This window comes from Enterobacter sp. WI-ESBL-E8, assembly GCF_053364895.1.
The window spans coordinates 1,419,011-1,443,107 of sequence record NZ_JBRWXJ010000001.1 but is presented as its reverse complement, the minus strand read 5'-3'; the positions used below and the strand labels follow the sequence as shown (position 1 = coordinate 1,443,107).

The 24,097-nt window shown below is 55.9% G+C and carries 24 protein-coding genes and 5 tRNA genes; 11 read left to right on the top strand and 18 right to left on the bottom strand.

Translation table 11 applies throughout. The annotated features are described in order from the left end of the window. Positions 1 to 15: 15 nt before the first annotated feature. The 3 genes from ACWHWP_RS06875 to hutI are packed head-to-tail and all read right to left on the bottom strand — an operon-like array spanning position 16 to position 2,928. Positions 16 to 750 carry a histidine utilization repressor gene (locus ACWHWP_RS06875; protein ID WP_047347043.1) on the bottom strand — a complete coding sequence of 245 codons (735 nt, stop codon included), beginning with the start codon at positions 748 to 750 and terminating at the stop codon, positions 16 to 18. A 19-nt stretch (positions 751 to 769) separates the two neighbouring features. Continuing rightward, positions 770 to 1,708 (bottom strand): formimidoylglutamase, encoded by a 939-nt coding sequence (gene hutG / locus ACWHWP_RS06870; RefSeq protein ID WP_447855287.1) that lies wholly within the window; start codon positions 1,706 to 1,708, stop codon positions 770 to 772. Then, a complete protein-coding gene (gene hutI / locus ACWHWP_RS06865) occupies positions 1,705 to 2,928 on the bottom strand; it encodes an imidazolonepropionase (RefSeq protein ID WP_063429995.1) in 1,224 nt (407 codons plus the stop codon). Before hutI ends, hutG begins: the two co-directional genes overlap by 4 nt. A gap of 226 nt (positions 2,929 to 3,154) precedes the next feature. Here hutI and ACWHWP_RS06860 point away from each other — a divergent pair, with 226 nt between their 5' ends. After that, entirely contained in the window at positions 3,155 to 4,438 is a 1,284-nt protein-coding gene (locus ACWHWP_RS06860) for a putative acyl-CoA thioester hydrolase (protein WP_047347046.1), read from the top strand. A 101-nt stretch (positions 4,439 to 4,539) separates the two neighbouring features. On the opposite strand, the gene pgl is transcribed toward ACWHWP_RS06860, so the two are convergent. Then, a complete protein-coding gene (pgl, locus tag ACWHWP_RS06855; RefSeq protein ID WP_063429988.1) occupies positions 4,540 to 5,535 on the bottom strand; it encodes a 6-phosphogluconolactonase in 996 nt (331 codons plus the stop codon). Positions 5,536 to 5,675: 140 nt separating this feature from the next. On the opposite strand from pgl, the gene ACWHWP_RS06850 reads away from it, so the two are divergent. Beyond that, on the top strand, positions 5,676 to 6,494 hold the full coding sequence (locus ACWHWP_RS06850; RefSeq protein ID WP_059310933.1) for a pyridoxal phosphatase: 819 nt from the start codon (positions 5,676 to 5,678) through the stop codon (positions 6,492 to 6,494). Here ACWHWP_RS06850 and modC read toward each other — a convergent pair whose 3' ends face one another. The 4 genes from modC to ACWHWP_RS06830 form a co-directional block, all read right to left on the bottom strand. Then, positions 6,495 to 7,553 (bottom strand): molybdenum ABC transporter ATP-binding protein ModC, encoded by a 1,059-nt coding sequence (gene modC, locus ACWHWP_RS06845; protein ID WP_059310934.1) that lies wholly within the window; start codon positions 7,551 to 7,553, stop codon positions 6,495 to 6,497. It lies immediately after the preceding gene. Positions 7,554 to 7,555: 2 nt separating this feature from the next. Then, entirely contained in the window at positions 7,556 to 8,245 is a 690-nt protein-coding gene (gene modB / locus ACWHWP_RS06840; protein WP_059310935.1) for a molybdate ABC transporter permease subunit, read from the bottom strand. Further along, entirely contained in the window at positions 8,245 to 9,018 is a 774-nt protein-coding gene (gene modA / locus ACWHWP_RS06835) for a molybdate ABC transporter substrate-binding protein (protein ID WP_447855286.1), read from the bottom strand. Before modA ends, modB begins: the two co-directional genes overlap by 1 nt. 177 nt (positions 9,019 to 9,195) lie before the next feature. Next, positions 9,196 to 9,345 (bottom strand): AcrZ family multidrug efflux pump-associated protein, encoded by a 150-nt coding sequence (locus ACWHWP_RS06830; protein WP_008501118.1) that lies wholly within the window; start codon positions 9,343 to 9,345, stop codon positions 9,196 to 9,198. Between the two features lie 127 nt (positions 9,346 to 9,472). Between ACWHWP_RS06830 and modE the strand changes: the two genes are divergently transcribed. The 7 genes from modE (at position 9,473) to gpmA (ending at position 17,219) form a co-directional block, all read left to right on the top strand. Beyond that, positions 9,473 to 10,261: a molybdenum-dependent transcriptional regulator gene (gene modE / locus ACWHWP_RS06825; protein WP_059310937.1), complete on the top strand. Its 789-nt coding sequence runs from the start codon at positions 9,473 to 9,475 to the stop codon at positions 10,259 to 10,261. 67 nt (positions 10,262 to 10,328) lie between these two features. Then, positions 10,329 to 11,801, top strand: coding sequence for a molybdate ABC transporter ATP-binding protein ModF (modF, locus tag ACWHWP_RS06820; RefSeq protein ID WP_447855285.1), 1,473 nt, complete (start codon positions 10,329 to 10,331; stop codon positions 11,799 to 11,801). Between the two features lie 201 nt (positions 11,802 to 12,002). Then, on the top strand, positions 12,003 to 13,019 hold the full coding sequence (gene galE, locus ACWHWP_RS06815) for a UDP-glucose 4-epimerase GalE (protein ID WP_024908784.1): 1,017 nt from the start codon (positions 12,003 to 12,005) through the stop codon (positions 13,017 to 13,019). Between the two features lie 9 nt (positions 13,020 to 13,028). After that, positions 13,029 to 14,075: a galactose-1-phosphate uridylyltransferase gene (galT, locus tag ACWHWP_RS06810; protein WP_063429982.1), complete on the top strand. Its 1,047-nt coding sequence runs from the start codon at positions 13,029 to 13,031 to the stop codon at positions 14,073 to 14,075. Positions 14,076 to 14,077: 2 nt separating this feature from the next. After that, entirely contained in the window at positions 14,078 to 15,226 is a 1,149-nt protein-coding gene (galK, locus tag ACWHWP_RS06805) for a galactokinase (RefSeq protein ID WP_447855284.1), read from the top strand. Continuing rightward, positions 15,220 to 16,260, top strand: a complete 1,041-nt coding sequence (gene galM, locus ACWHWP_RS06800; protein ID WP_063955537.1) for a galactose-1-epimerase — start codon at positions 15,220 to 15,222, stop codon at positions 16,258 to 16,260. Before galK ends, galM begins: the two co-directional genes overlap by 7 nt. Before the next feature lie 206 nt (positions 16,261 to 16,466). Continuing rightward, positions 16,467 to 17,219 (top strand): 2,3-diphosphoglycerate-dependent phosphoglycerate mutase, encoded by a 753-nt coding sequence (gpmA, locus tag ACWHWP_RS06795; protein ID WP_023310804.1) that lies wholly within the window; start codon positions 16,467 to 16,469, stop codon positions 17,217 to 17,219. A 60-nt stretch (positions 17,220 to 17,279) separates the two neighbouring features. Here the strand turns inward: gpmA and aroG are convergent, their stop codons facing one another. Then, entirely contained in the window at positions 17,280 to 18,332 is a 1,053-nt protein-coding gene (gene aroG, locus ACWHWP_RS06790; RefSeq protein ID WP_059310942.1) for a 3-deoxy-7-phosphoheptulonate synthase AroG, read from the bottom strand. A gap of 303 nt (positions 18,333 to 18,635) precedes the next feature. On the opposite strand from aroG, the gene ACWHWP_RS06785 reads away from it, so the two are divergent. Further along, the gene (locus tag ACWHWP_RS06785) at positions 18,636 to 19,013 is read left to right on the top strand and encodes a YbgS-like family protein (protein WP_047347058.1); all 378 of its coding nucleotides are present in this window, start codon (positions 18,636 to 18,638) and stop codon (positions 19,011 to 19,013) included. 105 nt (positions 19,014 to 19,118) lie between these two features. Beyond that, positions 19,119 to 20,057, top strand: a complete 939-nt coding sequence (zitB, locus tag ACWHWP_RS06780; RefSeq protein ID WP_047347059.1) for a CDF family zinc transporter ZitB — start codon at positions 19,119 to 19,121, stop codon at positions 20,055 to 20,057. On the opposite strand, the gene pnuC is transcribed toward zitB, so the two are convergent. The 9 genes from pnuC to pal form a co-directional block, all read right to left on the bottom strand. Further along, positions 20,054 to 20,773 (bottom strand): nicotinamide riboside transporter PnuC, encoded by a 720-nt coding sequence (gene pnuC / locus ACWHWP_RS06775; protein WP_059310944.1) that lies wholly within the window; start codon positions 20,771 to 20,773, stop codon positions 20,054 to 20,056. The genes zitB and pnuC overlap by 4 nt on opposite strands. 22 nt (positions 20,774 to 20,795) lie before the next feature. Then, positions 20,796 to 21,839 carry a quinolinate synthase NadA gene (gene nadA, locus ACWHWP_RS06770; protein ID WP_063429978.1) on the bottom strand — a complete coding sequence of 348 codons (1,044 nt, stop codon included), beginning with the start codon at positions 21,837 to 21,839 and terminating at the stop codon, positions 20,796 to 20,798. 275 nt (positions 21,840 to 22,114) lie between these two features. Next, positions 22,115 to 22,190 (bottom strand) — tRNA-Lys (locus ACWHWP_RS06765). 24 nt (positions 22,191 to 22,214) lie between these two features. Beyond that, positions 22,215 to 22,290: transfer RNA gene (locus ACWHWP_RS06760), tRNA-Lys, on the bottom strand. A gap of 46 nt (positions 22,291 to 22,336) precedes the next feature. Beyond that, a tRNA-Lys gene (locus tag ACWHWP_RS06755) sits at positions 22,337 to 22,412 on the bottom strand. A 3-nt stretch (positions 22,413 to 22,415) separates the two neighbouring features. After that, positions 22,416 to 22,491: transfer RNA gene (locus ACWHWP_RS06750), tRNA-Val, on the bottom strand. 27 nt (positions 22,492 to 22,518) lie between these two features. Next, a tRNA-Lys gene (locus ACWHWP_RS06745) sits at positions 22,519 to 22,594 on the bottom strand. Positions 22,595 to 22,755: 161 nt separating this feature from the next. Beyond that, positions 22,756 to 23,550, bottom strand: coding sequence for a cell division protein CpoB (gene cpoB, locus ACWHWP_RS06740; protein ID WP_047347062.1), 795 nt, complete (start codon positions 23,548 to 23,550; stop codon positions 22,756 to 22,758). A gap of 9 nt (positions 23,551 to 23,559) precedes the next feature. Next, a complete protein-coding gene (gene pal, locus ACWHWP_RS06735) occupies positions 23,560 to 24,081 on the bottom strand; it encodes a peptidoglycan-associated lipoprotein Pal (RefSeq protein ID WP_003858578.1) in 522 nt (173 codons plus the stop codon). Positions 24,082 to 24,097: the final 16 nt, after the last annotated feature.

The following is a 24,097-nucleotide window of genomic DNA, read 5'->3' as shown; positions in this document are numbered from 1 at the left end:
TCACGCTTTTAAAACTTATGACATAAAGTGGCCCTGCAGCCGGTACCGGTTACCGGGGAAAAGCAGCCGGGCATGCGACACGATGTGCGACGAGGACCAGGTGCGACGGCGGATCAGCAGGCACGGATCGTGTTCTTTAATGCGCAGCCGTTCACACTCCTGCGGCGTGGCGCGCACGGCTTCCACAATGTGCTCCCCTTCCGTCAGCGGTGCGACAAGCGAGAGATACGCGTGCGGCGTGGTTTGGGTGTAATCCTGGTCCAGATAGTCCGGTATCCGTTCAGCGTTAACGCAGCGATCTTCAATCTGTACCGGAATGTCGTTTTCGAAATGCACCATCACGGAGTGGAAGATACGGCTTCCCTCCTTGACGTTAAGCTCTGTGGCCTGCTCGGCGCTGGCCTGGGTTTCCTCAAGCACCAGCACCTCACAGCGGTGCTGATGATTACGCGCGGCAATCTCGTCCGCAATGCTGCGGATTTCAAACAGGGCGGATTGCCCTTTCGGCTCCGCCACAAACGTCCCGACGCCCTGCAGGCGCACCAGAAGGCCTTCGTCGGTCAGTTCGCGCAGCGCCCGGTTGACGGTCATCCGGCTAAAACCAAACTGCGCCACCAGGTCGGCCTCCGACGGAATGCGGTCGTGCGGCCGCCAGACGCCGGTGGCGATTTTTTCGCTTATCGCCTGCTTCACCTTTTCGTAGAAAGGCGCGGGAGGACTCGACTGCGGCAGCGGTGAGCGTGAAAACATCATGACTCCTTAAACGGTGTTATGCCCACCAGTGAGCAATTTGCCAGGCCAGACGGGCGGCGAGCTTTGCGCCCTGTCCGTCCCGATCGTACTGCGGGTTAAACTCTACCAGATCGGCGGCCTGTAGCTTACCGCTTCGACAGATATGTTCGATAATGGGCAGAAGATCCAGGGCCGGTATGCCTAATGCTGCCGGTGCCGAAACGGCGGGCATTTCGCTGGCGGGCAGAACGTCCAGATCGATTGTCAGGTAGATGCGATCGGCCTGCGCCAGCACCTTTTCCAGAGAAGATAACGCATCGCGTCTGAAATGGAGATCTTCCACCAGCGTGACGTTCAGGCGTTCAGCCTCATCCCACAGTGCCTGCGTGTTCGCCGCCCGGCTCACGCCAAGGCAGGCGTAGCGAAATTCCCGACCGCGTGCTTCACAGTAGTTTGCCAGCTGGCGAAACGGCGTGCCGGACGTCGCGCGGTCGGCCCTGCGCAGGTCAAGATGTGCATCGAGATTAATCACCGCCACGCGCTCGTTCGGGAAGGCATCCAGAATGCCCCGTCCGTGCGCCCAGGCGGTTTCGTGCCCGCCGCCAAAGACCAGCGTGCGCATGCCGGACCGCTGGCAGGCCGTGACGGCATCGGTTAACGCTTGCTGCGCCGCTTCCAGCTCGGCACCTTCAACGAACACCGAGCCCATATCCGCCAGCCGATCGTGTCCCTGATGGCTGGCCATATTCGCCAGCGCTTTTCGCAGCATATCCGGTGCCTGCACGGCACCGGGCCTGCCCTGGTTGCGCTTGACCCCTTCATCACACTCAAAGCCTATCAGCGCAATGCCGGATGGTAGAGGAGCAAACTGCGCCTGCTGTCGTATCGTCTGAAAAATACGCTTTGCGCTGCTGGCCTCGGCGCTGTCGTCTCGCCCCTGCCAGACCGTTTCGGCTACGGGCCGCCATAGCTTCATACTGCCTCCCCACGGAAAATACGTTGATACAGCGGATTGCGTCCCGGCTCGTAGACCATCTCCACCGGATGGTGTGCGTCCCAGACGATGAAATCAGCGACAAACCCTGCCCGCAACTGCCCGTGGGTTGCGCCACGGCCCAGCGCCTGCGCGGCATGGCGCGTGACGCCAGCCCAGGCTTCTTCAGGCGTCAGGCCAAACTGGACGCAGGCCATATTCATCGCCAGGTGCAGGCTCGCAAACGGGCTGGTGCCCGGGTTATAGTCGGTGGCAACGGCCATCGGCACGCCCTGTTTTCTGAGCAGTTCCACCGGCGGACGCTGGCGCTCCTGAAGAAAATAGAACGCGCCGGGTAGCAGTACCGCCACCGTACCGCTTTGCGCCATCGCCTGAACGCCTGCGTCATCGAGGTATTCGATATGATCGGCCGACAGCCCGTGATATCGGCTGACCAGCGCCGCTCCGCCCAGATTTGAAAGCTGCTCCACATGACCTTTCACCGGAATGCCGAGCGCAGTCGCCGCCTGGAAGAGGCGCTCGGTTTGCGACGGCGTAAAGCCGACGTTTTCACAAAATACGTCGACCGCTTCAAACAGCTCTTTTTGCCACAGCGCGGGCATGATCTGCTCGCAGACCAGCGCGAGGTACGCATCCGGATCCTGTCTGTATTCCGCCGGCACCGCGTGCGCGGCCAGCAGCGTTGGGCTGATATCAATCGGGTTATTGAGGCTCAGCTGGCGTGCAACCTGCAGCATCTTCTCTTCGGCGTCGGCGTTTAGCCCGTATCCGGACTTGATCTCAACCGTGGTGACGCCTTCATTCATCAGTCGCTGAAGCCGCTGCTGCGCCAGTTGAAGCAGGGTTTCTGGAGCGCTGCTGCGCGTCGCCGTCACGGTAGCGTTAATCCCGCCCCCCTGCGCGCTGATGGTTTGATAAGAGACGCCGTTCAGACGCTGCTCCCACTCCGCCGCGCGATCGCCGCCGAATACCAGGTGGGTATGGCAGTCAATCAGGCCCGGCGTCACCAGACGCCCCTGAAGATCAACGCAGTGACGGTGCCCGCCAGGAATATCAGATTCAGGGATCACGGCAACAATGGTGTGTCCGCGCACGACCAGGGCGTGTTGCTCTTTTAGTCCATAAGGCGCGCAGACATCCGGAGCCATTGTCGCCAGTCGCGCGTTTCGCCATATTACATCGTCGGGATGAAGCTGCTGCATGGGGCATTCCACTTGTCATGGGTTGTATAGACATTTATTTTCATCTGCTGTCTGCTGTCAACCGACTTTGTGGAGATTGTTATTTATTTGTGATCACTTACCTGCCGCTCCAGGGCTAAAAATGCAACTTTTACCCTTTTTATCTTCCCGTTTCGCTCAACTTAGTATAAAAAAGCAGGCTATTTCGTCTATCCCGTTTAAGACTTGCATACCCAGGAGCTTCACCTTGAATATTTCCAGGATTTCCCGTCTGGCGTTAGCACTCGCCTTTGGCGTGACCTTATCCGCATGCAGTTCAACCCCACCGGATCAGCGACCTTCTGAGCAGGTCGCACCGGGTACCGCCTCCCGCCCGGTGTTGTCCGCCGATGAAGCGAAGAACTTCGACCGTGCCCACTACTTCTCGGCGATGGATCCAAACGCTGCGCCGTGGACGCCGTCTTCTATTAACCTGCCTAAACAGCCTGACTTCGTCGTTGGCCCGGCGGGTGCGCAGGGCGTAACGCATACCTCTATTCAGGCCGCGGTTGACGCTGCGATTACTAAACACAGCGCGTCTCGTCAGTACATCGCGATCCTGCCGGGTGAGTATGAAGGCACCGTGTATGTTCCGGCGGCACCGGGCAGCATTACACTGTACGGTCTGGGCGAAAAAGCGATCGACGTAAAAATTGGCCTGGCGATTGACTCTGAAATCGACAGCAACACCTGGCGTCGCCTGGTGAACCCGGCCGGTAAATATATGCCGGGCAAACCGGCGTGGTATATGTTTGATAACTGCCAGAGCAAGCGTTCCGCCACCATTGGCGTGATGTGCTCCGCGGTATTCTGGTCTCAGAATAACGGTCTGCAGCTGCAGAACCTGACCATTCAGAATACCCTGGGTGACAGCGTTGATGCCGGTAACCACCAGGCCGTTGCGCTGCGCAGCGATGGCGACCAGGTTCAGATCAACAACGTGAACATTCTGGGCCGTCAGAACACCTTCTTCGTGACCAACAGCGGCGTGCAGAACACCCTGCAGAATAACCGTCTGACCCGTACGCTGGTGACCAACAGCTACGTTGAAGGTGACGTGGATCTGGTGTCCGGCCGCGGCGCGGTGGTGTTTGATAATACCGATTTCCGCGTGGTGAACTCACGTACCCAGCAGGAAGGCTATGTGTTTGCGCCAGCAACCCAGTCTAACCTGTTCTACGGCTTCCTGGCCGTGAACAGCCGCTTTAACGCTGCCGGTGACGGCGTGGCGCAGCTGGGCCGCTCCCTGGATGTAGATTCTGCGACCAACGGTCAGGTCGTGATCCGCGACAGCGTGATTAACGAAGGCTTCAACATGGCGAAGCCGTGGGCTGATGCCGCGATCTCTAAACGTCCGTTCTCCGGCAACACCGGCGCGGTGGATGATAAAGGGAACGTGCAGCGTAACCTGAACGACGCTAACTTCAACCGTATGTGGGAATACAACAACCGCGGTCTGGGTAGCAAAGTGGTTGCTGAGCCTAAGCAGTAGGATGTCCTTTTGCCGGCCTACACAACCCGTAGGCCCGGTAAACGCAGTGCCACCGGGCATAAAAAAACCTCGCATGTGCGAGGTTTTTTGTTTTAAGCCGCTTAGTGAGCGTTAACGACGACCCACATCGGCCCCTGGCCGACGGCGTAGCGCCCTTTCTCTTCCAGCAGGCCCTGCTCGCCTTTGATTTCGTACAGCGCGATGTGGTGGGATTTCTGCCCTGCCGCAATCAGGTATTTACCGCTGTGATCGATATTAAAGCCGCGCGGCTGGGTTTCCGTTGGCTGGAAGCCCTCAATGGCCAGCACGCTGCCGTCCTCGGAGACGCTGAAGACGGTAATCAGGCTGGAGGTACGGTCACAGGCGTACAGATGACGGCCATCCGGCGTAATGTGAATATCAGCCGCCCAGCGCGTGTCGGAGAAGTCAGACGGCATCATATCCAGCGTCTGCACGCATTCAATCTGGCCGTTAGGGTCTTTCAGTTCCCATACGTCCACCGAGCTGTTCAGTTCATTGACCACGTAAGCGTACTGCTGGTTCGGGTGGAAGACCATATGACGCGGGCCCGCGCCTTCAACGGTAGTGACTTCAGCAGGAGTCTGCGCCACCAGGTGACCATCGTCGCTCAGGGTGAACAGGCAGATACGATCCTGCTTCAGCGCAGGCACCCACAGCGTACGGTTGTCCGGCGTGATATTTGCCGAGTGGCAGCCTTCCAGCCCTTCCACCACATCCACGGTTTCGACCGGAATGCCATCTTCCAGACGCGTTACGCTGACGCAGCCCGCGTTATACGAGCCGCTGAAGACAAAGTTGCCTTTACGATCGGTAGAAATGTGGGTTGGGCTGCCCGGCAATGGCGCTTCGGCAGTGTACGTCAGCGCGCCGTCGTCCGGAGAAATGCGATAGGCCAGCACGCGAAACTCCGGGCGCACACCCACGTACAAGAAACGTTTATCCGGGCTGATAACCATCGGCTGCACCTGGCCTGGCACATCAACAACCTGAACCAGCGTGAGTGTCCCTTCGGTATTTAAACGCCAGACATGAATTTGCTGGCTTTCAGGACTGGCGGTATAAACGGTTTGTTTCATGAATATTCACTCCTCACTGCGCATGAAAGTAATTAACTTTTGACGGTGAATGCTGAATTGTCGACAGGAATTTTGAAGCATTCGCCTCTCGGTGTACCATCCCATCAAAACGTAAATTCAATATTAACCCGGGAAAACAGATGACCTCGCGTGTGATTGCTCTGGATTTAGACGGTACCTTACTGACGCCGCAAAAAACCCTTCTCCCCTCTTCCCTGGACGCGCTTAAGCGCGCGCAGGAAGCGGGATATCAACTCCTTATCGTAACGGGTCGACATCACGTTGCCATTCACCCTTTTTATCAGGCACTGGCGCTAGATACACCTGCAATTTGCTGTAATGGCACTTATTTGTATGATTATCAGGCAAAAAAGGTTTTAGAATCCGACCCGCTGCCGGTTCCTCAGGCGCTGCAATTGATTGATCTGCTTGATGAGCATGACGTTCACGGTCTGATGTACGTGGACAACGCGATGGTCTACGAGCGCCCTACCGGCCACGTGGTGCGCACCAGCAACTGGGCGCTGTCCCTGCCCGAAGCGCAGCGTCCGGTCTTTACCCAGGTTTCCTCTCTGCGTCAGGCGGCACAGGACGTTGAGGCTATCTGGAAATTCGCCCTGACGGATGAAGACACCACCAAACTGAATGCGTTCGCGAAGCACGTCGAGGAGACGCTGGGTCTGGAGTGCGAATGGTCCTGGCACGATCAGGTCGATATTGCCCGCAAGGGCAACAGCAAAGGCAAGCGTCTGACGCAGTACGTGGCGTCACAGGGCGGGTCGATGCAGGATGTGATTGCCTTTGGCGATAACTACAACGACATCAGCATGCTGGAGGCCGCCGGTACGGGCGTGGCGATGGGCAATGCCGATGATGCGGTAAAGGCGCGCGCCAACGTGGTGATTGGGGATAACACCACCGACAGCATCGCGCAGTACATTTATACCCATCTGCTGTAATCAGGTGGTGATAGAGACGCTCTTGATTTGCGCGTAAAGCCACAGGCCGGGTTTGATCCCTAACTCATCCCTGGCCCACGGGCTGATGCGCGCCCAGAGCGTTCTGCTACCCACTTCAAGCTTCACTTCCACCTGACCGTTATCATCAAAACACTCCGCCACTTTGGCGCGCAGAATATTTCGGATACTGGTCTGCAGCGGGGGTTGTAACACCAGCGAGACATCCGACGCCTGAATGCGGATCCGCAGGGCTGACTGCAGCGGTTTATCGATCCGGTTAACCCATAAATGCTGATCGCCCAGCGCCAGCGCAGTCATAGCGTAGTGCGGATGGTGTTCCAGAACGCTCACTTTCAGAATGCTGCTCTGCTGCTCTTTTGGCAGCCAGGGGTGCATTACGCTGCTGCCCCATACCTCTTCCAGCTTGCCGAAGGCCTTAACGCTGCCCTCTTCCAGCACCAGAACGTTATCGGCCAGATGCAGGATCTCATCCAACGAATGGCTGACGTAGAGCATCGGAATATTAATTTCACGCGTCAGGCGCTGCAGGTAGGGCAGGAGCTCACGTTTACGCGGAATATCCAGCGAGGCCAGCGGTTCGTCGAGCAACAGCAGCTCCGGCGCGGTCAGCAGCGCGCGGCCGATCGCCACCCGCTGTTTTTCTCCGCCGGAAAGCGAGGAAGGCAGCCTGTCGAGCAGAGGTTCGATACCTAAAAGCGTTACCAGCTTCTCAAACTGCGAAGCCATGCTTTTCGCCATGCCGTAGCGCAGGTTGCCGCGCACGCTGTAGTGCGGGAATAAGCGCGCATCCTGGAAAACATAGCCAATACGGCGTTTATCAGGCGACAGATATACCTTGTTTTCCACGTCGTTTAAGACGCGGTTGTTCAATACAATTCGCCCTGCCTGCGGGCGGGTCAGGCCGCTTATCGCGTTGATCAACGACGTTTTCCCCGCCCCGGACACGCCAAAGATGGCGGTGATGCCGCTTGCAGGCAGCGTCTCGCTAAGCGTCAGGGTATGGTTTCCCAGCGTCTGGGTAAAATGAAGCTCAAGCATGTCTATTTCCCCATCCGCTCACGGCTGAGTCTCGCCAGCCATTCCGACACCAGCAGCGATACCAGGGCTAACACGATTGAGATGATGCACAGGCGCGCCGCGGCACTCTCTCCCCCTGGCGTCTGAATCAGGGTATACATGGCAGACGGGATGGTTCGCGTCTCGCCGGGAATATTCGACACAAAGGTGATAGTGGCGCCAAACTCGCCGAGCGAGCGGGCGAAGGCCAGCACCGTGCCGACAATAATGCCCGGCAGCGTCAGCGGAAGCGTGATGGTGAAAAAGACGCGCCAGCGACCGGCGCCCAGCGTGCGGGCCGCCTGCTCGAGCTTCATATCCACGCCTTCCAGCGCGAGGCGGATCGCCCTCACCATCAGCGGGAATGACATTACCGCCGCCGCCAGTACCGCACCGCGCCAGCTAAACGCAAACGTCAGCCCAAACCAGTCGTACAGCTTCTCGCCGATAAAACCGCGTCGCCCCATCGAAATCAGCAACAGATAGCCGACCACCACGGGCGGCAACACAAGCGGAAGATGAAGCACGCTGTCGAGCAGCGCTTTGCCGGGAAAACGACAGCGCACCAGCAGCCAGGCAAAGAAGATCCCAAAGGGCAGACTCAGCGCAACCGCCAGGGAAGAGACTTTCAGGCTCAGCAGAACAGCCTGCCATTCAGGATCGGTCAATATCATCAGTGAGTCGTAAATCCATAACGTTTAAAGATTGCGGACGCTTGTGGCCCCTTCAGGTAATCGCAGAAGGCCGTCACGGTCACATTATTATGTCCATCAACAATCGCAACAGGGTATTCCACTTTCTTGTGGGAGTCTTCCGGGAAGGTTGCGACTACTTTCACACCCTTGCTGGCAACGGCATCAGAGCCATACACAATGCCCAGCGGGGCTTCATTGCGCTCCACCAGCGCCAGCGCGCCGCGAACGTCTTCCGCCGGCGCCAGCTTCGGCGACAGGGTCTCCCACGCGCCCAGCTTTTGCAGCGCTTCTTTGGCGTAAATCCCGGCCGGAACATGTTCCGGGTCACCCACCGCCAGACGACCGCCGTTCAGCAGGCGGGTCCAGTTTGTCTCTTTGTTGATGGTGAAGTCTGCCTGCGCGCTGGCTTTTGGCGCCACGACGACCAGGCTATTGCCCAGCAGCGTTTCGCGGGTTGCCGCATCAATCGATTTCTTCTCCACCGCGTAATCCATCCACTTCTGGTCAGCCGAAATGAACAAATCCGCCGGTGCGCCCGCTTCTATCTGACGCGCCAGCGTAGAGGAAGAGGCAAACGAGGAGACCACCTCGACGTTTTTCTCTTTTTTATACGCTGCCGCGATATCCTGCATTGCGTTGGTCAGCGACGCCGCCGCAAAGACCGTAATTTTCCCGTCGTCCGCCAGCGCGTGGCCGGTAAGTGAAAGCGTCAGCGTTGCCCCTGCGAAAAGGCGTACCCATGTACGTGCCATTTGTAACTCCTGTGAGTAGCGTTATATACATATTAATATAACGATAACGTCAGGGAGATCCCAGCGTTTAATCGTACCGCTCAAGGGGTAAACCGGGTGTTGCGTTAAATGATATCGGCGAAAGTGAGAAAATCTTGAGAGCAAAACGCCCGGACAAGCCGGGCGTTTTGTGGGGAATCAATGCTGCTTTTTAGCCTGGTCTCTGTGACCAATGTTCGAAAAGACGTTGAACACTTCACCCAGGCCGTAGATGGCACCGAGGATGATGGCCATCACTACTGGTACCATGATCACGGCGAATACCAGACTTTTCAACAACTCTAACATGGTTTTCTCCAGATATTGTGAACAGCTTATTCTACCCTTTCAGGTGAGAAAAACATCCCCTTTTGTGCGGTACCCTTTGCGCCCTGCACCATTTGGGTCACAATACTCTTTTTGCCAGGATACTGTTATGCAGGCCGAAATTCTCCTCACACTCAGACTTCAGCAAAAGCTTTTCGCCGATCCGCGACGTATCGCCCTGCTTAAACAAATAGAACAAACGGGCTCGATTAGCCAGGGGGCGAAAAATGCCGGGATTAGCTATAAAAGCGCCTGGGATGCCATCAACGACATGAATATCCTGAGCGAGCAACCGCTGGTAGACAGAGCCACAGGCGGCAAAGGCGGCGGTGGCGCAATCGTGACGCGCTATGGCCAGCGCCTGATTCAGCTTTACGATCTCCTGGGCCAGATCCAGCAAAAAGCGTTCGATGCGTTAAGCGATGACGACAACGTGCCGCTGGACAGCTTGCTGGCCGCTATTTCCCGCTTTTCGTTGCAAACCAGCGCCCGCAACCAGTGGTTTGGTACGGTGACGGCGCGCGATAATCTCCAGGTACAGCAGCATATTGAGATCCTGCTTGCCGATGGCACCACTCGTCTGAAAGCCGCGATAACGGCACAAAGCGCAGAACGGCTTGAGCTGGATGAAGGTAAAGAGGTGCTGGTGCTGCTGAAAGCGCCGTGGGTCAATATCACGCGCCATCCCAACGAGGTAAAGACAGCAGATAACCAGCTGCAGGGCGCAATCAGCCATATCGAACGCGGCAAGGAGCAGTGCGAAGTGCTGATGACTCTGGCAGACGGCCAAAGGCTCTGCGCGACGGTCCCACTCAGCGAGGCTGAGGATTTAGAAGAAGGTGCTGTCGTCACCGCCTGGTTCAACGCAGACCGGGTGATCATCGCCACATTGTGCTGAGCGCATTGACAATCGCACCAACAGTGCGTATCCCTGATATCTATTGCTGCAAAAACAGGGATAAATCATGTCATCATTGCATATTTCGCAAGGCACGTTTCGCCTTAGCGATACCCGAACGCTGACGATTGCTGATTTGACGCTACGCGCGGGTGAAAGCTGGGCGTTTGTCGGCACTAACGGCAGCGGTAAATCTGCGCTGGCCCGCGCGCTGGCCGGTGAGCTCACTCTCCTTAAGGGTGAATATCAAAATCACTTTACGCGCCTGACGCGTCTGTCATTTGAACAGCTGCAAAAGCTGGTCAGCGACGAGTGGCAGCGCAACAACACCGATTTACTCAGCCCTGGTGAAGAAGATACTGGCCGCACGACGGCGGAAATTATTCAGGATGAAGTGAAGGATCCCGCCCGCTGTCAGCGCCTGGCAGAACGGTTCGGCATCACCGCCCTGCTGGACCGGCGCTTTAAATACCTTTCTACCGGCGAGACGCGAAAAACGCTGCTTTGTCAGGCGCTGATGAGCGAGCCTGAGCTGCTGATCCTTGACGAACCGTTCGACGGTCTAGACGTGCAGTCCCGTGCGCAGCTGGCGTCCCTGCTGGAGTCGCTTAACCAGCAGGGCTATACCCTCGTGCTGGTGCTTAACCGTTTTGATGAAATTCCGGATTTTATCCAGCACGCAGGCGTACTTGCCGACTGTAATCTGACCGAGACCGGCGAAAAATCGGCGCTGCTGAGTCAGGCGCTCATTGCCCAGCTCGCCCATAGCGAACGGCTTGACGGTATTACCCTTCCGGAACCCGACGCTCCTTCGGCCCGCCATGCGCTTGACCCCAACCAGCCGCGCATCGTGCTGCGCGATGGGGTGGTCTCTTATGACGATCGCCCGATCCTTAACCACCTCAGCTGGACGGTCAATCCTGGCGAGCACTGGCAGATTGTCGGCCCCAACGGCGCGGGAAAATCAACGCTGCTGAGCCTGATAACCGGCGATCACCCGCAGGGCTATAGCAACGATCTCACGCTGTTTGGCCGGCGTCGCGGCAGCGGCGAGACCATCTGGGATATCAAAAAGCACATTGGCTACGTCAGCAGCAGCCTGCATCTGGACTACCGGGTCAGTACCACGGTACGCAACGCGATCCTTTCCGGCTATTTTGATTCCATCGGTATTTATCAGGCGGTGTCGGACAAACAGCACAAGCTGGTCCAGCAGTGGCTGGATATTCTCGGCATGGACAATCGGGTCGCTGACGCGCCGTTTCATAGCCTGTCGTGGGGGCAGCAGCGCCTGGCGCTTATCGTGCGCGCTCTGGTGAAACATCCTACGCTGCTTATTCTGGATGAACCGCTGCAGGGGCTGGATCCGCTAAACCGCCAGCTGATCCGCCGCTTTGTGGATGTACTGATTGGCGAAGGCGAAACGCAGCTGCTGTTTGTTTCTCACCACGCCGAAGATGCCCCCTCCTGCATCACCCATCGCCTGGAGTTTGTTCCGGACGGTGAACACTATCATTATCTGCAAAGCAAAATCGATTAATCCCAGGAGGGCACTGCCCTCCGTTTTTCAGATAACCTGCACTAAGACATCTCTATCCCGTTGATCTACAATGCCCCATTGCGGTTGAAAATCGGATTTTAAAAACAGTGTAAACGATTCCACTATTTTATCCCATGTCACACTTTTCGCGTCTCTGTTATGCTATGGTTATTACATACCATAAGCCCAATGGAGCTAAATATGCGAGTTCTGGTAACAGGTGGTAGCGGTTACATAGGTAGTCATACCTGCGTGCAGCTGCTGCAAAACGGCCATGATGTCATCATCCTTGATAACCTGTGCAACAGTAAGCGCAGCGTGCTGCCTGTGATTGAGCGTCTTGGCGGTAAACAGCCTACTTTCGTGGAAGGCGACATCCGCAACGAAGCGCTGATGACCGAGATCCTTCACGACCACGCCATTGAAGCGGTGATCCACTTCGCCGGCCTGAAAGCCGTCGGAGAATCCGTTGCGAAACCGCTCGAGTATTACGACAACAACGTCAACGGTACGCTGCGTCTCATCTCCGCCATGCGTGCGGCCAACGTCAAAAACTTCATCTTTAGCTCGTCCGCCACCGTCTACGGCGATCAGCCCAAAATTCCTTACGTTGAGAGCTTCCCTACCGGTACGCCGCAAAGCCCGTATGGCAAGAGCAAACTGATGGTGGAGCAGATCCTGACCGACCTGCAAAAAGCCCAGCCGGAGTGGAGCATCGCCCTGCTGCGCTACTTCAACCCGGTTGGCGCCCATCCGTCTGGCGATATGGGTGAAGACCCGCAGGGCATTCCAAATAACCTGATGCCGTATATCGCCCAGGTTGCCGTGGGCCGCCGCGACTCGCTGGCTATTTTTGGTAACGACTACCCAACCGAAGACGGTACAGGCGTGCGCGACTACATCCACGTGATGGATCTGGCCGACGGCCACGTGGCAGCGATGCAGCAGCTGGCCAATAAGCCGGGCGTGCATATTTACAACCTCGGTGCCGGGGTCGGCAGCAGCGTGCTGGATGTGGTTAATGCCTTCAGCAAAGCCTGCGGTAAGCCGGTGAGCTACCACTTCGCCCCGCGTCGTGATGGCGACCTGCCTGCTTACTGGGCCGATGCCACCAAAGCCGATAAAGAGCTTAACTGGCGTGTTACCCGCACGCTTGATGAAATGGCACAGGATACCTGGCACTGGCAGTCGCGCCATCCGCAGGGTTATCCGGACTAAGGATCCGTCATGACTTCGTTTAATCCCGTCGATCATCCGCATCGTCGTTTTAACCCGTTAAGCGGGCAATGGATTTTGGTTTCTCCGCATCGCGCCAAGCGCCCCTGGCAGGGGGCGCAGGAAACGCCTGCGAAACAAACGCTGCCGCAGCACGACCCGGACTGCTTCCTCTGTCCGGGCAATACGCGCGTGACGGGAGATAAGAACCCGGATTACAAAGGCACCTTCGTTTTCACCAACGATTTCGCTGCCCTGATGACCGACACGCCGGACGCGCCGGAAAGCCACGACCCGCTGATGCGCTGCGAAAGCGCGCGCGGTACCAGCCGCGTGATCTGCTTCTCGCCCGACCACAGCAAAACGCTGCCGGAGCTGAGCGTTGAGGCGCTGAAAGAAGTAGTGAGCACCTGGCAGACGCAAACCGCAGAGTTGGGTCAGACTTACCCGTGGGTGCAGGTCTTTGAAAACAAAGGCGCGGCCATGGGTTGCTCCAACCCGCATCCGCACGGCCAGATCTGGGCGAACAGCTTCCTGCCTAACGAAGCCGAGCGTGAAGACCGTCTGCAAAAAGCGTATTACGCCGAAAATGGCTCGCCAATGCTGGTGGATTACACCCGCCGCGAGCTGGCAGACGGCAGCCGCACCGTGGTGGAAACCGAACACTGGCTGGCCGTCGTGCCTTACTGGGCAGCCTGGCCGTTTGAAACGCTGCTGCTGCCGAAAGTGCACGTACAGCGCATTACCGAACTCAGCGACGCGCAGCGCGACGACCTTGCTCTGGCGCTGAAAAAACTGACCAGCCGTTATGACAACCTGTTCCAGTGCTCCTTCCCGTACTCAATGGGCTGGCACGGCGCACCGTTTAACGGGGAAGAGAATCAGCACTGGCAGCTGCACGCCCATTTCTATCCGCCGCTGCTGCGCTCTGCGACGGTGCGTAAATTTATGGTGGGCTATGAAATGCTGGCGGAAACCCAGCGTGACCTGACGGCGGAACAGGCGGCAGAACGTCTGCGCGCCGTTAGCGACGTCCACTATCGCGAATCAGGAGTCTAAAAATGAGTCTGAAAGATAAAACACAATCCCTGTTTGCTGAAAAATTCGGCTACCCTGCCATCCACGTTATCCAGGCGCCTGGCCGCGTCAACCTGATTGGTGAACACACCGACTACAACGACGGCTTTGTTCTGCCGTGCGCCATTGATTACCAGACGGTCATCAGCTGCGCGAAGCGCGACGACCGTAAAGTTCGCGTGATTGCCGCGGATTATGGTGATGAGACGGACGAGTTTTCCCTCGATGCGCCGATCGTGACGCACGACAGCCAGCAGTGGTCTAATTACGTGCGCGGCGTGGTGAAGCATCTGCAGAAGCGTAACAAGAACTTTGGCGGCGCGGATTTAGTGATCAGCGGCAACGTGCCGCAGGGTGCGGGCTTAAGCTCCTCTGCGTCTCTGGAAGTCGCCGTGGGCACCGTCTTCCAGCAGCTTTATCATCTGCCGCTGGACGGCGCGCAAATTGCCCTGAACGGCCAGGAAGCAGAAAACCAGTTCGTGGGCTGTAACTGCGGCATCATGGACCAGCTGATCTCCGCGCTGGGCAAAAAAGAACACGCTCTGCTGATCGACTGCCGTTCACTTGGCACCAAAGCCGTTCCTCTGCCGAAGGGCGCGGCTGTGGTGATTATCAACAGCAACTTTAAACGCACGCTGGTAGGCAGCGAATACAACACGCGTCGCGAACAATGCGAAACGGGTGCTCGCTTCTTCCAGCAGCCTGCCCTGCGCGACGTGACGCTCAATGAATTTAATAAGGTGGCACACGAGCTGGATCCGGTCGTTGCCAAACGCGTTCGCCACGTGCTGACGGAAAATGCCCGTACCGTTGAAGCCGCGTCCGCGCTGGCGAAAGGCGACCTGAAGCGTATGGGTGAGCTGATGGCGGAATCTCATGCCTCCATGCGCGACGATTTCGAAATCACCGTGCCGCAAGTCGACACGCTGGTTGAGATCGTAAAAGCAGCGATTGGCGATAAAGGCGGCGTCCGCATGACCGGCGGCGGCTTCGGGGGCTGCATCGTTGCCCTGGTGCCGGAAGAACTTGTACCTGCCGTCCAGCAGGCGGTAGAAAAACAGTACGAAGCGAAAACGGGAATTAAAGAAACCTTCTACGTGTGTAAAGCATCACAAGGAGCCGGACAGTGCTAAATGAAACACCTACCCTCGCACCGGATGGTCTGCCGTATCGCCTGTTAACCCTGCGCAACAGCGCGGGGATGGTGGTTACGCTGATGGACTGGGGAGCCACGCTGCTTTCCGCCCGCGTTCCCATGCCGGATGGCAGCGTACGCGAAACCCTTCTCGGCTGCGCCTCGCCGGAGCAATATATCAATCAGTCCGCCTATCTGGGCGCGTCCGTAGGCCGCTATGCTAACCGCATCGCGAAAAGCCGCTTTGAGCTCGACGGCGTGCATTACGCCCTGCTCCCTAGCCAGGGTGAGAACCAGCTGCACGGCGGACCGGAAGGCTTTGATAAACGACGCTGGAAAATTGTTCGCCAAAACGACGGCGAAGTGCAGTTCTCACTGGATTCGCTTGATGGCGATCAGGGCTTCCCGGGAAACCTGAGCGCCTCCGCACGCTTTACGCTGACCGACGACAACCGTATCGCCATTGAATACCGTGCGACGGTTGACAAGCCGTGTCCGGTTAATATGACCAATCACGCCTACTTCAATCTGGACGGTAACCAGTGCGACGTACGTAACCACAAGCTGCAAATCCTTGCGGATGACTATTTGCCGGTTGACGAGATGGGCATTCCGTATCAGGGCCTGAAATCCGTGAGCGGCACCAGCTTTGACTTCCGCAGCGCGAAAACCATCGCCCAGGATTTCCTGAGTGATGACGATCAGCGCAAGGTTAAAGGTTACGACCACGCTTTCCTGCTGCAGGCCAAAGGCGATGTGAAACAGCCTGCCGCACAGGTCTGGTCTGCGGATGAGAAGCTGCAGATGACGGTGTATACCACCGCCCCTGCCCTGCAGTTCTACTCGGGCAACTACCTTGGCGGCACGACGGCGCGCGAACACGATGAGTACAGCGACTGGCAAGGCCTGGCGCTGGAGAGCGAGTTCCTGCCGGACAGCCCGAATCATCCGGAATGGCCGCAGCCAGACTGCGTGCTGCGCCCGGGTGAAGAGTACGTTAGCGTGACGGAATACCATTTTATTCCGCATTAATTTTCAGCCCTCCCATCGGAGGGCTTTTTTCTGCCCGCTTTGCTGAAAATAGCGCCGATTGCAGACAAAATCATAACCCTGGATTCACAAGCATCTTACACTCAGAGACTATTTTCGCTATGGTTAGGGTTAAGCGTTGCTGGTGGCACAGCCATGGCAATATAATGAGAATTGTTATCATTCTAAAAATGCTTGAGGAGTAAGAGATGGCTATTACTAAGCTGGTTCTGGTGCGTCACGGCGAAAGCCAGTGGAACAACGAAAACCGCTTTACCGGTTGGTACGACGTTGATCTGTCCGAGAAAGGCGTAAGCGAAGCAAAAGCAGCAGGTAAACTGCTGAAGGAAGAAGGCTTCAGCTTTGATTTTGCTTACACCTCTGTGCTGAAACGTGCCATCCACACCCTGTGGAACGTTCTTGACGAACTGGATCAGGCCTGGCTGCCGGTTGAGAAATCCTGGAAACTGAACGAGCGTCACTACGGTGCGCTGCAGGGTCTGAACAAAGCAGAAACCGCCGAGAAATACGGTGACGAGCAGGTTAAACAGTGGCGCCGCGGTTTCGCAATTACGCCACCGGAGCTGACCAAAGATGACGAGCGTTACCCGGGCCACGACCCACGCTACGCGAAACTGACCGACGCTGAGCTGCCAACCACCGAGAGCCTGGCGCTGACCATCGACCGCGTTGTGCCTTACTGGAACGAAACCATTCTGCCACGCCTGAAAAGCGGCGAGCGCGTGATCATCGCCGCTCACGGTAACTCCCTGCGTGCGCTGGTGAAATACCTGGACAACATGGGTGAAGACGAAATCCTCGAACTGAACATCCCAACTGGCGTACCGCTGGTGTATGAGTTCGACGAAAACTTCAAGCCAATCAAACATTACTATCTGGGTAACGCGGAAGAAATCGCGGCGAAAGCAGCGGCTGTTGCGAACCAGGGTAAAGCGAAGTAATTTTCGCAGGACATAAAAAAAGCGCGGAGCCTTCCGCGCTTTTTTATTTCTGCATTCGCATTAACCGCGACGCGCTTTTACCGCGTTCGCCAGCTGACGCAGGATCGTGTCGGTATCTTCCCAGCCGATACAGGCATCGGTGACGCTCTTACCGTAAACCAGCGGTTCGCTGCCTTCCAGGTTCTGGTTACCTTCAACCAGATGGCTTTCGATCATCACGCCAATCACCGCCTTCTCACCGCCGGCAATCTGCTGGCAGACGTCTGCACCCACTTCCATCTGCTTTTTGAACTGCTTGCTGGAGTTGGCATGGCTGAAATCGATCATGACCTGCGGCGGTAGCCCGGCTTTTTCCAGCCCGACCTTCACTTCTGCGACATGTTTTGCACTGTAGTTTGGCTCTTTGCCGCCGCGCAAAATGATATGGCAGTCACCGTTGCCGCTGGTGTTAACGATGGCGGAATGACCCCATTTGGTTACGGACAGGAAGCAGTGCGGTGCGCCAGCGGCATTGATGGCATCAATAGCCACCTTCATCGTGCCATCCGTGCCGTTTTTAAAACCAACCGGGCAAGAGAGGCCGGAAGCCAGCTCGCGGTGAACCTGAGATTCAGTGGTACGGGCACCAATTGCGCCCCAGCTCATCAGGTCCGCCAGGTATTGTGGCGTGATCATATCCAGAAACTCACCGGCCGCGGGCAGGCCGCTGTCGTTGATCTCCAGCAGCAGCTTGCGCGCGATGCGCAGACCGTCGTTGATCTGGAAGCTGTTATCCATATGCGGATCGTTAATCAGCCCTTTCCAGCCCACGGTGGTACGCGGCTTTTCAAAGTACACGCGCATCACGATTTCCAGCTCGCCTTTCAGCTCTTCACGCAGGGTGAGCAGACGGGCGGCGTACTCTTTCGCGGCTGCCGGGTCGTGGATAGAGCACGGCCCAATCACCACCAGAAGACGATCGTCATTACCTTTCAGGATCTTATGGATCGCTTTACGAGCATGAGAAACCGTGTTTGCGGCATTTTCAGTGGCGGGGAATTTCTCAAGGAGTGCTACAGGAGGTAATAACTCATTGATCTCTTTAATGCGTAAATCGTCGTTCTGATAATTCATTTTCTTTCCAGCTCTGCCATATCTTTAGTAATGAAAGCAATCCTTTCAATCTATCTTGTCGACCAGGAAGTGTAAACACGGTTTTACACTTCACGCAGATAATTCCTGGAATTCGCCTAAAAATCGCCACAAAATAGCGAAAAACGAGATCTAACCTAAGCTTTTTAACTGTAACAACCATTTTTACACGCTTAAACGCGATTCCCTACTGACGTAAGTCGGTAAGGCGGGATCTTTCGCCTCTGAAAAGACGCACTGTTGGAGAATGTTATCCAGCGTAACGACCAGAACAGGAGCACCATGATGAAAATGACAAAACTGGCAACCCTCTTCCTGACTGCCACACTCACCCTGGCAAGCGGCAGCGTCCTTGCGGCGGAAACGAGCTCATCGGGTAACGGCGATGCTAACGCGGCTGCGTCAGCAGGCCAGGTGGCCCCTGATGCCAAACAGAATGTCGCCCCGAACAATGTCGATAATAGCCAAATTAATACCGGGAACACGAACACCGGCGGCACGATGCTGCACCCTAATGGTACCGACTCCGGCACCATGAATCATGACAATATGAGCAAGGATGAGGTTCACAAAAACACGATGTGTAAAGACGGTCGTTGCCCGGACGCGAATGACAAAGTGGGCGATGATGCCAATACCAAAACCGATGGCACGACCCAATAATCCGTTGCGATCGGAAGAAAAAGGAGAGCTCAGGCTCTCCTTTCTTTTTGGAGCAACCCATTAAAAACGCTACACTAAAAACAATAATAAATCAGGAAAGCAGACATGGCGCACACCCATTCACACTCACATACCCCGGGCAACGACAACGCTAAACGACTGATGCTGGCCTTTGGCGTCACGGCAACGTTTATGGTTATCGAAGTCATTGGCGGGCTGGTTTCCGGCTCTCTGGCACTTCTGGCTGATGCCGGACATATGCTGACCGATGCAGCCGCGCTGCTCTTCGCTCTGCTGGCCGTGCAGTTTGCTCGTCGTCCTCCAAATGCGCGCCATACCTTCGGCTGGCTGAGGCTGACCACCCTTGCCGCGTTTGTTAACGCCATTGCGCTGGTGGTCATTACCGTTCTTATCGTCTGGGAGGCCGTACAGCGCTTCAGGCACCCTCAGCCCATCGCCGGGACGACAATGATGGTGATTGCCGTGGCAGGGCTGGTAGCGAATATTCTGGCATTCTGGATTTTGCACCGCGGCAGCGGGGAGAAGAACCTCAACGTGCGGGCGGCCGCCCTGCACGTGCTGGGCGATTTGCTCGGTTCAGTCGGGGCGATCGTGGCCGCGCTGGTGATCCTTTATACCGGCTGGACGCCTGTCGATCCGATTCTGTCCGTGCTGGTATCGTGTCTGGTCTTGCGCAGCGCCTGGCGGCTGCTGAAGGAGAGCGTCAATGAACTGCTTGAAGGGGCACCGGCCTCCATGGATATCGACGAGCTTAAGCGCAACCTGCGCCGCTCTGTCCCGGAAGTCCGCAACGTTCATCATGTTCATGTCTGGCTAGTAGGGGAGAAACCGGTCATGACGCTGCACGTTCAGGTCATCCCGCCGCACGACCACGATGCGCTGCTAGAACGCATCCAGCACTTCCTTGAACATCACTACGAAATTGGCCACGCCACCATCCAGATGGAGTATCAGCCCTGTAACGGGCCGGACTGCCACCTTAACGAGGCGCAGTCCGGCCATTCACATCATCATCACCACTAGCTGGAAAGCGCGTGAGAGCCACGCTCACGCGCGCTGTTAATCCACATCCGGCTACCGTTCAGCGCGATGAAGGTCAGAAGCAGATATTCCAGCGACATGGCATAGACGCCCTGCAGAGCAAAAATCACCACGCTGATAACGTTAATGATGACCCACAGCAGCCAGTTCTCAACGTATTTGCGGGTCATCAGGATCATTGCCGCAATCGACAGTACCATCATGCAGGAATCCCAGAACGGGAAGGCATCCGGCTGGAGCTCCGGCATCGTCACATTCAGGCCGATACCGGACATGACCGTAACGGCAACGCGGGTCAGGAACGCAAACACCGGGTTGATATAGACGGTCATTAAACCAATGGCCACCACGCAGGCGGCAAGCCAGGCGATGGCTTTTGGCAACGGCAGCCAGCGGATTTGAAGCTCGGCCTCCTGCTGGCTGTTCTGACGCGACCACGCGTACCAGCCGTAAATATTGGCGGCAAAGAAGAACAGCTGCAAAAGCAGGCTGGCATAGAGCTGGATCTGGAAGAAGATAATCGCAAACAGCGTGACGTTAATGAGCCCGAACGCGTAGTTGCTAATCTTCTCCAGGCTGGCGAGCCAGATACACAGTAATCCCGCCAGCGTGCCAACGGCCTCAATCCATGACAGGTCATAGCCACCTGCACCAATCGGTATATGAACCAGAATGTTCTGCGTGCTAAAAAAATCCATCTTTTCCCCTGGGCGTATTGAATTAAGTACGTAGTGTAGCCGCAAAATCCAGCATGCGGTTAAGCGGAATTAACGCACCTTCACGCAGAGCAGCATCCACATGAATTTCATGCGCTGCACCGCCGGTCTCAAGCCCTTCGGCAATGGCCTTCAGGCCGTTCATCGCCATCCACGGGCAGTGCGCACAGCTGCGGCACGTTGCCCCCTCGCCTGCCGTTGGCGCTTCAAGAAGCTCTTTCTCCGGCACGGCCTGCTGCATCTTGTAGAAAATACCGCGATCGGTCGCGACGATAAGCTGCCTGTTAGGCAACGTTCTGGCAGCGCTAATAAGCTGGCTGGTTGAACCCACAGCATCCGCCATGTCGACAATCGACTGCGGTGATTCAGGGTGAACAAGAATGGCGGCCTCAGGATAAAGCGCCTTCATGCGGGCCAGCGCCTGAGTTTTGAATTCGTCGTGCACGATGCAGGCGCCCTGCCAGCAGAGAACGTCAGCACCCGTCTGCTTCTGGACATAATTTCCGAGATGGCGGTCAGGCGCCCAGATAATTTTCTCACCCATACTGTCCAGGTGTTCAATCAGTTCAACGGCGATGCTTGACGTGACCACCCAGTCTGCCCGCGCTTTTACCGCCGCGGAGGTATTGGCGTAAACCACCACGGTCCGGTCAGGATGGGCGTCGCAGAACGCGGTGAATTCGTCAATCGGGCAGCCGAGATCCAGTGAACACTCCGCGTTAAGCGTTGGCATCAGAATGGTTTTTTCAGGGCTGAGGATCTTTGCCGTTTCACCCATAAAGCGCACGCCAGCGACCAGTAGCGTGGAAGCAGGATGCCTTGCACCGAAGCGCGCCATCTCCAGTGAGTCAGAAATACAGCCCCCGGTCTCTTCCGCCAGCTGCTGAATTTCTGGATCGGTATAGTAATGGGCCACCATCACCGCATCTCGCTCTTTAAGAAGACGCTTAATCTTCTCGCGGTAGAATTGCTTTTCATCCTGGCTCAGCGGGACAGGTTTTGGCGGAAACGGATAGATTGCGGCTTCAGGATCAAACATCACGCTCATTATGGCTTCTCGTTTTACTGGCTTAACAATATTGCCTTTCTTTTGCCTGACATAGCAAAACGCACGGCAATTGTGTTTTGTATACTAAACAAGATAGCGAATCTGGAGTGAAAAGTCACCGGAAATAGGTGCGGGGAGCATTTGTCGGGTGGCGACTTCGCCTTACCCGACCTACTTTTTTCGTAGGCCTGATAAGCGCAGCGCCATCAGGCAGTGTGTTTTAGGCTAAGGATCTGCAGATAGCAAAAAAGCGCCTTTAGGGCGCTTTTTTACATTGGTGGGTCGTGCAGGATTCGAACCTGCGACCAATTGATTAAAAGTCAACTGCTCTACCAACTGAGCTAACGACCCCTTGCGGGATTTTTTTCTTCGAAGTGGTGGGTCGTGCAGGATTCGAACCTGCGACCAATTGATTAAAAGTCAACTGCTCTACCAACTGAGCTAACGACCCATTCGGGTGCTGACTTCGAAGATTTTTACTCGGTTCCACTTTTAAGTGGTGGGTCGTGCAGGATTCGAACCTGCGACCAATTGATTAAAAGTCAACTGCTCTACCAACTGAGCTAACGACCCGAGTGGTGGGTGATGACGGGCTCGAACCGCCGACCCCCTCCGTGTAAAGGAGATGCTCTACCAACTGAGCTAATCACCCACTCTGTACTGCCGGTATTGCGTTAAGTGGTGGGTCGTGCAGGATTCGAACCTGCGACCAATTGATTAAAAGTCAACTGCTCTACCAACTGAGCTAACGACCCACTTTTACGCTGTTTTCACGTTGTTTGATATCCCGTGGCAACGGCGGCATATATTACTGATTTAAGAATTCAGCGCAACAAAAATTTCGATGAAGATCACTTAACTGCTTAGTAATCATGCTGCACGACCAGAAATAACGCGATTTCTGGTCATGCGATAATCATCCCATCGAATTCAGACGTTTTTGCGCCTGCTTAGCACCTTCGGTACCCGGGAATTTTGCAACCACCTGCTGATAAACCGCTTTGGCTTTCGCAGTGTCGCCTTTGTCCTGCATGATAACGCCCACTTTGTACATCGCATCAGGCGCTTTTGGCGATTTCGGGTAGTTTTTCACCACGGAGGCAAAATAAAACGCCGCATCGTCCTTTTTACCCTTGTTGTAATTCAGCTGACCGAGCCAGTAATTCGCATTTGGCTGATAAGTGGAATCAGGGTATTTCTTAACGAAGCTCTGAAACGCAGCAAGCGCCTCATCCTGACGAGATTGATCCTGCACCAGGGCAATGGCAGCGTTGTAATCCGTATTCGCGTCACCGCTCTGTACAGGCGCGCCTGTTGAAGCAGACGCATCCGCTGCCGGTGCAGATGTCGCCGCACCACTCTGATCGCCTGCTGCTGGCTGTGCTTGTGCTGCACCACCACCGCTGCTCAGGCTATCAATCTGCAACAAGATTTGCTTTTGACGTTCCACAACCTGGTTAAGCTGATACTGGCTTTCCTGAATCTGTCCGCGGAGAGAGTCAATATCGCTTTGGTTATCAGAAAGTTGTTGCTGGAGCTGGGTTAAAAGCTGGCTGTGAGCGTTAGAAATACGCTCGAGTTGAGTGACCCGGTCTTCTACCGAGCCTGAGCCGACACTACTGATTGGTGCCTGAGCAAAAGCGGCCCAGGGGGCCGCTATTCCAACCAGTAACGACAGACTCAACAGATGATGTCTGAAGTTACTGCTCATGCAATTCTCTTAGTAAACCAGTACGGCACGACGGTTTTTGGAGTAAGCCGCTTCGTCGTGACCCAGTACTGCAGGTTTTTCTTTACCGTAAGAAACGATGGAGATCTGGTCAGCAGAAACGCCTTTACCCTGCAGGTACATTTTAACAGCGTTAGCACGACGTTCACCCAGGGAGATGTTGTACTCTGGAGTACCACGTTCGTCCGCGTGACCTTCTACGGTGACTTTGTAAGATGGGTTGCTACGCAGGAAGTTAGCGTGAGCGTCCAGCATCGCAGCGAAGTCAGAACGGATGTCGTATTTATCCAGATCGAAGTAAACGATGTTGTTCTGCTGCAGCTGCTGCATCTGAAGACGCGCTTGCTCTTCAGAAGACATGTTGCCATTGCCGTTCGCGTCCATACCGGTGCCGGCACCCATCATGCCTTCGCCGCTCTGGTCATTGCTGGCATTCTTGTTAGAAGAACACGCTGCGATTGCCATTACAGGCAGAGCGATCATCAGCCCCTTCAGCACTTTGTTCAGTTGCATTTCTATGATTCCTTTA